This is a genomic window from Burkholderia sp. E168m23, from assembly GCF_016586125.1.
Taxonomy (GTDB): domain Bacteria; phylum Pseudomonadota; class Gammaproteobacteria; order Burkholderiales; family Burkholderiaceae; genus Burkholderia; species Burkholderia orbicola.
Window position 1 is genome coordinate 1 of record NZ_BCPP01000177.1, and the last position, 9,069, is coordinate 9,069.

Annotated in this window: 7 protein-coding genes and 1 pseudogene; 2 read left to right on the forward strand and 6 right to left on the reverse strand. The window is 68.3% G+C overall.

What is annotated here, in order from left to right:
* From JMF90_RS11875 to JMF90_RS11890, 4 genes are all read right to left on the reverse strand, one after another.
* The coding region (locus JMF90_RS11875; RefSeq protein ID WP_201325126.1) for a cation:proton antiporter at nucleotides 1-1,594 on the reverse strand (1,594 nt) is incomplete at its 3' end.
* Between the two features lie 207 nt (nucleotides 1,595-1,801).
* Nucleotides 1,802-3,229, reverse strand: a complete 1,428-nt coding sequence (locus JMF90_RS11880; RefSeq protein ID WP_011547847.1) for a cytochrome c — start codon at nucleotides 3,227-3,229, stop codon at nucleotides 1,802-1,804.
* On the reverse strand, nucleotides 3,226-5,004 hold the full coding sequence (locus JMF90_RS11885) for a GMC family oxidoreductase (RefSeq protein WP_011547848.1): 1,779 nt from the start codon (nucleotides 5,002-5,004) through the stop codon (nucleotides 3,226-3,228). The genes JMF90_RS11880 and JMF90_RS11885 overlap by 4 nt, the downstream gene beginning before the upstream one ends.
* Nucleotides 5,004-5,744, reverse strand: a complete 741-nt coding sequence (locus JMF90_RS11890; protein WP_012338290.1) for a gluconate 2-dehydrogenase subunit 3 family protein — start codon at nucleotides 5,742-5,744, stop codon at nucleotides 5,004-5,006. The genes JMF90_RS11885 and JMF90_RS11890 overlap by 1 nt, the downstream gene beginning before the upstream one ends.
* Before the next feature lie 280 nt (nucleotides 5,745-6,024).
* Here JMF90_RS11890 and JMF90_RS40035 point away from each other — a divergent pair, with 280 nt between their 5' ends.
* Nucleotides 6,025-6,465: a 2'-phosphotransferase gene (locus tag JMF90_RS40035; protein WP_236596302.1), complete on the forward strand. Its 441-nt coding sequence runs from the start codon at nucleotides 6,025-6,027 to the stop codon at nucleotides 6,463-6,465.
* A gap of 19 nt (nucleotides 6,466-6,484) precedes the next feature.
* Here the strand turns inward: JMF90_RS40035 and JMF90_RS11900 are convergent, their stop codons facing one another.
* Nucleotides 6,485-6,901 carry a DUF3995 domain-containing protein gene (locus JMF90_RS11900; protein WP_011547851.1) on the reverse strand — a complete coding sequence of 139 codons (417 nt, stop codon included), beginning with the start codon at nucleotides 6,899-6,901 and terminating at the stop codon, nucleotides 6,485-6,487.
* Between the two features lie 296 nt (nucleotides 6,902-7,197).
* Between JMF90_RS11900 and ald the strand changes: the two genes are divergently transcribed.
* Complete coding sequence (gene ald / locus JMF90_RS11905; protein WP_011547852.1) at nucleotides 7,198-8,313, forward strand: alanine dehydrogenase; 1,116 nt, start codon at nucleotides 7,198-7,200, stop codon at nucleotides 8,311-8,313.
* A 46-nt stretch (nucleotides 8,314-8,359) separates the two neighbouring features.
* Here the strand turns inward: ald and JMF90_RS11910 are convergent.
* Nucleotides 8,360-8,938, reverse strand: a pseudogene (locus JMF90_RS11910) (DNA polymerase/3'-5' exonuclease PolX); the annotation flags it as partial.
* Nucleotides 8,939-9,069: the final 131 nt, after the last annotated feature.

Consider the following 9,069-nt stretch of genomic DNA (forward strand, 5'->3'; position numbering starts at 1 on the left):
CGTCACCGCTGTTCGTGCACAGCACGACCTCGAGCGCCGGGTTGAGCGTGCGCGAGATCTCGACGATCTGCCGCACGTCGAACACGTCGGGCAGCGTGACGACCAGCATCCCGGCGCGGGCGATATGCGCCTGCACGAGCACGATCGGCTCGATCGCGTCGCCCGACACGGCCGCGATGCCGTCCGCACGCAGCTTCTCGACGAGCTCGCGATTCTGCTCGACGACGACATACGCGATCCCGCGCTCGTCCAGTGCATGCGCGATTCGCGTGCCGACCTTGCCGTAGCCGACGATCACGACCTGCCCGGTCAGATGCGTCTGCGGCGTCGACATCGGCAGCGCGGCGAGCGGATCGTCGCGCGCCTCGAGCTTGCGCGCGAACGCCGAATGCTTGCGAATCCACGCGAGCGCCGGATCGATCATCGCGAACAGCAGCGTGTTCATCGCGATCGAGATCAGCGCGACCGCGAGAATCAGGCTCTGCCCTTCGGCCGACAGCAGCCCGAGCGCACGGCCGAGCCCCGCGAGGATGAACGAGAATTCGCCGATCTGCGCGAGGCCCGCGCCGACCGTCAACGCGGTGTTTAGCGGATAGCGGAACGCGATCACGAGCGCGACGGCCGCGACCGTCTTGCCGATCAGCACGATGGCCGCGACCTCGATCACGTGCAGCGGCTCGTCGAGCAGCACCTTCGGGTCGAACAGCATGCCGACCGAGATGAAGAACAGCACCGAGAACGCGTCGCGCAGCGGCAGCGTCTCGTCGGCCGCGCGCCGGCTGAATTCCGACTCGCGCATCATCATCCCGGCGAAGAACGCGCCGAGCGCGAACGACACGTCGAACAGCTTCGCCGCGCCGAACGCGATGCCGACCGCGGCCGCGATCATGCACAGCGTGAACAGCTCGCGCGAGCCGGTGCGCGCGACGAGCCACAGAATGCGCGGGAACACGCGCTTGCCGACCACCAGCATCAGTGCAATGAATGCGGCGACCTTCAGCATCGTGACGCCGAGCGTGCCCCACACGCTGCCGCCGGCCGCATGCGTATCGCCGGGCGGCGTGCCGCCGAGCAGCCCGGCCACCGGCGGGAGCAGCACCAGCACGAGCACCATCACGAGATCCTCGACGACCAGCCAGCCCACCGCGATGCGCCCGTTGACCGTCTCGACGAGCCCGCGCCCTTCGAGCGCGCGCAGCAGCACGACGGTACTCGCGACCGACAGCGCCAGCCCGAACACGAGCGCCGCACCGAGGCTCCAGCCCCACGTGAGCGCGAGCCCGCCGCCGAGCAGCGTCGCGACGGTGATCTGGACGATGGCGCCCGGCAGCGCGATCTTGCGCACCGCGAGGAGATCGCCGAGCGAGAAATGCAGGCCGACGCCGAACATCAGCAGCATCACGCCGACTTCCGCAAGCTGCTGCGCGAGCGACAGGTCGCCGACGAAACCGGGCGTGCCGGGGCCGATCACGATCCCGGCGAGCAGATAGCCGACGAGCGGCGGCATTTTCAGCAGCGACGCGAGGTAACCAAAGATCATCGCGAGACCGAAACCGGCCGCGAGCAACGCAATCAGGCTGACGTCATGAGGCATCCCCCCTCCCAAGCTCTTGTAACTATTTAGTAAGGTTCAAGAGTGAAAGGATAAGGGATGAGGCGGAAAAATGGCGCGCAGCCGCGAAAATTTCACGCGGCGGCGCGGGTTGCGGGGCGTGACCCCGGCGAAGGGAAAGGCGTTGCCGCCCGGCCGCACATTGACGTGAACCGGGCGGCAGGCGGGGCGGACGCCCCGCCGCTCCGGTCAGCGCGACGCTTGCGGGAAGCGCGCGCCCGGCGGCGGCTCGGGCCGCGTCGACGGCACGCTCTTGCGCACCTTCGCGACCTGCGCGGCCGTCACCGACGCACCCGTGTTGCCCCAGCTCGTGCGCACGAAGTTCGACACGTCCGCGACTTCCTGGTCCGACAGGCGCCAGCCGAACGGCGGCATCGTGAAGGTCGACGGCGCGGTGCGCGTGCCTTGCAGCGCGCTGCCTTCGAGCACGACGTGGATCAGCGAGGTCGGGTCGTCGCCCTGCACGACCGGGTTGCCGGCGAGTGCCGGGAACACGCGCGTGTAGCCGTGGCCATCGCTGCGGTGGCAGGCCATGCAGTTGTCGCGATAGACGGCCGCGCCCGGCTTGCTCGCGTCGCCGGTCTGCAGCGCCTTCGCCGCGGCCGCGTCGTACACGTGCGGCTGCTCGCCCTGCACGCGCGGCGGCAACGTCTTCAGGTAGCGCGCGATCGCGTTCAGGTCGTCGTCGGTCATGTGCTGCATGCTGTGGCCGACCACGTCCGTCATCCCCCCGAACGCGGCCGTGCGCAGCGTGCGGCCGGTTTTCAGGAACTGCACGATCTCGGTTTCGCTCCACGTGCCGAGGCCCGTGCGCGGCTCGCCGCGCAGGCTCGTCGGCACCCAGCCGTCGATCGCCGCGCCGCCGGCCAGGAAGTCGAGGCCGTCCGCGTCGGTCAGCCCGCGCTCCTGCATCGTCGGCGCGCGCGGCGTATGGCACGCGCCGCAGTGGCCGAGCCCCTGCACCAGATACGCGCCGCGCGCGACCACCGGGTCGGTGTACGACGCCGCGTCGAACGGCTTCGGCGACGGCGCGAACATCTTGCGCCAGATGCCGAGCGGCCAGCGCATCGACAGCGGCCACACGATGTCCACCTTGCGGTTCTCGTGCTCGACCGGCGCGACGCCGTGCATGAAGTACGCGTACAGCGCCTTCATGTCGTCGTCGGTCAGGCGCGCGTACGACGGGAACGGCATCGCCGGATACATCGTGTCGCCGTTCTTGCGCACGCCTTCGCGCACCGCGCGGGTGAAGTCCTCGTAAGTCCAGCCGCCGAGGCCCGTCTTCGGGTCCGGCGTGATGTTCGTCGAGTAGATGCCGCCGATCGGCGTGTCGAACTTCAGGCCACCCGCGAACGGCTTGCCGCCGCTCGCGGTGTGGCAGGCGATGCAGTCGCCCGCGCGAGCAAGGTATTCGCCGCGCTTGATCAGGTTCGCGTCGGCCGACTGGGCGGCCGGTGCGGCCACCGCGCCCGAAGCCGCGGACGGCGTGGACGCCGGCTGCGCGAACGCGCCGCCGCCCGCCAGACCGAATGCCGCCCATGCCGTGCCGATCGCCAGCGCGCGCCGCAGCGGGGACACCGGACGCGCGGCGTTGTGGTGGTTCATCGTCCTCTTCATACGGTCACCAGCGGGGCGGGATTTTTCAGGTATTGCTCGCGGATCGCGCGTGCCGACCAGTAGGCCAGCGCCGCGATGATCCCGGTCGGGTTGTAGCCGATGCCCTGCGGCAGCGCGGACGCGCCCATCACGAACACGTTGTGCACGTCCCAGCACTGCAGATAGCGGTTCAGCACGCTCGTCTTCGGGTCGGTGCCCATGATCGCGCCGCCGACGAGGTGGGTCGTCTGGTACTGGCGCGAGTCGAAGTGCTTGCCGAATTCGCGCGTCGACACGCCGATCGCCTTCGGCCCCATCGCTTCCGCGATCTTCTTCATCTGCCCGGTCACGTACTGCGCCATCTTGATGTCGTTGTCCTTCCAGTCGAACGTCATCCGCAACAGCGGCTGGCCGTACGAATCGCGATAGGTCGGGTCGAGGTCGAGATACACGTCGCGGTACGACATGTTGGTGCCGTGCGCGTCCATCGAGATCGTGTGCGCGTAGTTGTCCTTGACGGCCTTCTTCCACGCCGAGCCCCACTGCGGCGTGCCGGGCGGCGTGGCGATGCCGCTGATCGGCTTCACGCCGGCCTGGTTCACCCACAGCGGCGAGCCGCCGACGAAGCCGAGCGGGCCGTGGTCGAAGTTGTCCGCGTTGAAGTCGTCCACCGCGACGCCGTTGCCGCCCGCGCCGATGAACGGGTTCGTGTAGGTATCCTTGTCGAAGAACGCCTTGATCGTCGACAGGTTCTGGTACGCGAAATTGCGGCCGACCACGCCTTCGCCCGAGATCGGATCGTACGGCTTGCCGATGCCCGACAGCAGCAGCAGGTGCACGTTGTGATACTGGAACGCGGCCACGATCACGAGATCGGCCGGCTGGTGCACTTCACGTCCGGCCGGATCGACGTAGGTGACGCCGGTCGCGCGCTTCTTCGTGTCGTCGAGGTCGACGCGCAGCACGTGGCACTTCGAGCGCAGCTCGAAGTTCGGCGCCTGCTTCAGCGCGGGCAGGATGTTCAGGTTCGGCGACGCCTTCGAATACATGTAGCACGCGTAGCCGCTGCAGTAGCCGCAGAAGTTGCACGGGCCCATCTGCACGCCGTACGGGTTCGTGTACGGGCCCGACGTGTTCGCCGACGGCAGCCGGTACGGATGCAGGCCGAGCGAATGCGCGGCATCGAAGAAGCGCTGCGCCGAATAGGTATTGAGCTGCGCGGGCAGCGGGAAGTTGTCGCTGCGGTTCGCCTCGAACACGTTGCCGTCGCCGACCACCTTGCCGCCGACCTTGTACGCCTGCCCCGACGTGCCGAACACCTTCTCGGCGAAATCGAAATGCGGCTCGAGCTCGTCGTAGGTCACGCCCGTATCCTGGATCGTCATCCCTTCCGGGATGAACTTCTTGCCGTAGCGCTCTTCATAGTGGCTGCGCAGGCGCAGCTCTTCCGGCGTGATCCGGAAGTGCACGCCCGACCAGTGCAGCCCCGCGCCGCCGACGCCTTCGCCCGGCAGGAACGCGGCGAGCTGCCGGTACGGCAGCGCGGTGTCCTGCAGGCCGTGACGGATCGACACGGTCGTCTTCGACAGGTCGAGGAACAGCTTCTTGCGGATGTTGTAGGTCAGCTCGTCGATCGTGTTCGGATACGCGCCGTCCGGATAGGTGTCGCGATATTCGCCGCGCTCGAGCGCGACGACGTTCAATCCCGCTTCGGTCAGTTCCTTCGCGAGAATCGCGCCGGTCCAGCCGAAGCCGACGATCACCGCATCGACGTGCGGCTTCTTGTCTGCGGCCATCAGCTGCGCTCCCCGTTGATCGAGACGGGGCCGTACGGATAGGGCTTGCCGCTCTGGTTGACGAAATCCATGAAATCCGCGCGTGCGCCCGGGAAACCGATCATCTTCCACGCGGCCATGTCGCGATTGCCGCCATGCACCGGATCGCAGAAGTAGCCTTCGCGCGTGTTCTGCAGCAACTGGCCGAGAAATACGCCGGGCGGGACGTCGTCGATCTGCGCGCCGCCCTTCTCCAGCGCACCGAGCACCGTGTCGCGCGTCGGCGCGTCGAGATCCGCGAACGCCTTGCCGTGCGTCTTCTCGCAATAGCGGTTGACGGCCGCGATGCCGAGCCGGTAGATGTCGCGCGGCACCAGCTTCAACTGGTAGCCGAGCTCGGGCACGCCCTGCTGGAACGGCCCCTGCATGTACCACGTCGCGCCGTGCGCATACGGCGTCTCCATCTGGCGATCGATGAATTCGGGCACGCCCGCCTCGAGCGCGCCGGGGCCTTCGGCGTCGGCCGGAATCAGCCGGTCGACGGCGGCCTGGACGAACGCCCATTCCTTCGCATCGAAAAAGGTCGGCTTGTACGGCGCGCGTTCGGCGCTGGCCGATGCAGCGGACGCGTTGCCGGCGGTCGTCGCGGACGGCGACGACGAGTGCAGGTCGCAGCCGGCGACCGACGCGATCGGCACGAGCGCGACCGATGTGCGCAGGAAACGGCGACGCGAATTGGGTTTGTCAGGTGGCGTGGACATGGTCGGATGTTGATCGTTGGGGATCGGGGTTCGGACGCGCGCATTCCGCATGCCGCGTGCCCGGCACGGCAGCCGTGCCGCAGGCGGCCGGTCGCCCTGTTCTTTCGTGTGTTGCGCACAACCTCGATGCAGGCGCCCGGCCGCGATTCGCGGTGGCGCCGTCATTGCAGCCGCGCTCGCCCCGGTGCCGGCGGCGTTGCGCGGATCGACCTCTTGGCGGGCCCTATCGTCGGACAAATACCGGCATCGGCCGGCATCTCTCCTTCATCGCCCATGACCCTTGTTCAACTTAGACGTCGCGTCCGCCGACGGCAAGCGCAACGTGCACGACCCTCTTTCGGGGCCCGGCGACGAGTGCGGCGAATTATATATGGAACCGGTTCCAGCGCTAGAGGGTTCAATGCAATTCAGTGCATCGAAATTAGCAACAATGGGAAAACCGGATGCCGGAATGTGCAAGGATGAGGTGATGGCGGACAGCGACGATCGGGCGGCGGCGGAACCCGGCCGCTGTCATCACGTGCATCACGTGCCTCTGTCGGCGGAGATCCGGACGGCGCTGGCCGTCGGCGCGCGCTACGGCGTGCCCGAGATCCTCGAAGTGGAGGCGCAGCGGATGCACCGGCAGGGCCACACATTCTTCGTCGCCGAAAACGGTGTCCGGCTGACCGATGCCGTGCCGGCCGAATGCCTGACGCTGATCGATACGTGCGCGGACTGAATCGCGCGCCGCGCCCCGCTCACCACGGCCAGAACATCGATGCGATCGACAGCGCCAGCGCCGCACACAGCGGCGAGTAATACAGCGTGTCCATCCGCGCGAAACGCGACCCGCGAATCCGTTTGAAGAAGCCGACGTAGCGAAAATCGCCGACGGCGCGCACCGCGAAGATCAATGCGAGCGCAACGACCGCGAACGCGATCGTGCAGGGATACGCGTTGCGCCCCAGCCAGCCGGCACGCGCGGCGACCACGCCTGCCCCGCCCAGCAGCGCGAGCGCGACGGTCAGCGTGCCGACCGCCGTCGGCCGCAACAGCGGTACGCCATCCTGCTCCGGAATGGCCGCGCGCTTGCCCAATCGCCCGCCGAACGCCCAGTAGACGTGCACGAGCGCGATGGCGCAAAGCGTCGGCACGCTGAAATACGCACCGGTCATGTCGATCAAGGTCCTCGTCTCGTTGTCTCGTCGTTTTGCCGAAAGGTGTTCGGCTCGCGGCCCCGGCCCGCGCCACGCATGACGATACCGAAACCGCGTCACGTGCGCATTGCGACGTCCGGTCGCAACCGGCGGTGACGCATGCTGCGTTGCAGTGCGCATGCGTCGTCGCACAGCCCGGTCGCTTGACTTCCCTCCGCGCACTACTACCCTGTTATTCCAGTACTGCGGTCGGCAAGGCGCTGCGCAACGGACTGCCCGCACGACGACGATAACGAAGGCCATGGAGGCGACTCATGCTGATCGGTGTGCCGAAGGAGATCAAGAACCACGAATACCGCGTCGGCCTCACGCCGGCCGGCGCGCGCGAACTCACGCGGCACGGCCATCGCGTGCTGGTGCAGCGCGGCGCGGGCACCGCGATCGGCCTGCTCGACGACGACTACACGGCCGCGGGCGCGTCGCTCGGCGACGGCGCCGAAGAAATCTTCGCGCGCGCCGACATGATCATCAAGGTCAAGGAACCGCAGCCCACCGAATGCGCGATGCTGCGGCGCGGCCAGATCCTCTACACGTACCTGCATCTCGCGCCCGATCCCGACCAGGCCGCCGCGCTCGTGAAATCCGGCGCGGTCTGCATCGCGTACGAAACCGTGACGGGCCCCGGCGGCGGCCTGCCGTTGCTCGCGCCGATGAGCGAAGTCGCCGGCCGTATGTCGATCCAGGTCGCGGCGACCCACCTCGAAAGCCCGCGCGGCGGCCGCGGCCTGCTGATGGCCGGCGTGCCGGGCGTGCCGGCCGCGCACGTCGTCGTGCTCGGCGCGGGCGTCGTGGGCACCGGTGCGCTGCAGATGGCGGTGGGCCTCGGCGCGCGCGTCACCGTGCTCGACAACAACGTGAACCGGTTGCGCCAGCTCGATCTCGTGTTCGCCAACCGGATCGCGACCGTCTGCTCGAATGCGCAGACGGTCGACGAAGCCGTGCGCGATGCCGACGTCGTGATCGGCGCCGTGCTCGTTCCGGGCGCATCGGCGCCGCGGCTCGTCACGCGCGACATGATCGCGACGATGCGCAAGGGAGCGGTCGTCGTCGATGTCGCGATCGACCAGGGCGGCTGCTTCGAGACCTCGCATGCGACCACGCACGCGGCGCCGACGTTCGTGGTCGACGGAGTGGTCCACTATTGCGTCGCGAACATGCCCGGCGCGGTCGCGCGCACGTCGACCTTTGCGCTGAACAATGCAACGCTCGGCCATGCGCTCGCGCTCGCCGACAAGGGCTGGAAGCAGGCGATGCTCGACGATCCGCATCTGCGCGCGGGCCTGAACGTGTGCGACGGCCACATCACGTACGAAGCGGTCGCGCTGGCGCTCGGCCTGCCCTACGTCCCGGCGACCGGCGTACTCGCATGACCCTGCCGGCATGAGCTGAACGCAATTCGGCCGGGCCGCGTGGCGTTCACGCGCCCTTCGACCGGCTCCGCTTCGCGCCGCCGCCCGCGCTGCCCGCACCGCCCATCGTGCGTGCCAGCAGCGGCCGCAGTTGCGCGAGCGTGCGCGTGTTCAGCACGTCCTGCCGCGTCAGCCAGCCGCGCCGCGCCTGATCGACGCCGAACGCGAGATGGTCAAGCTCGTCCGCGCCGTACGCATCCGAACCGATCGCGACCAGCACGCCGGCCTTCGCGGCCTCGCGGCACCAGACGTCCGGCAGGTCGAAGCGCCGCGGCTGCGCATCGAGTTCGACGAAGCAGCCGCGCGCGGCGGCCTGCGCGAGCACGCGCGGCACGTCCAGTTCGCACGCGTCGCGCTCGCCGAGCACGCGGCCGGTCGGGTGCGCGAGAATCGTGAAATACGGATGCTCCATCGCACGCAGCATGCGATCGGTCTGCGCGCCGCGCGGCAGGTCGAAGCCGTCGCGTACCGCGCCGACGACGAGATCGAGCCGGCCGAGCATCGCGTCCGGCACGTCCAGGCTGCCATCCTCGCGAATACCGGCTTCCACGCCCTTGAGCAACACGAAATCGTCGAACGCCGCGTTGATCGTAATAACTTCGTATAGCATACATTATACGAAGTTATACGAGGATCGCGCGTGCCGACCAGTAGGCCAGCGCCGCGATGATCCCGGTCGGGTTGTAGCCGATGCCCTGCGGCAGCGCGGACGCGCCC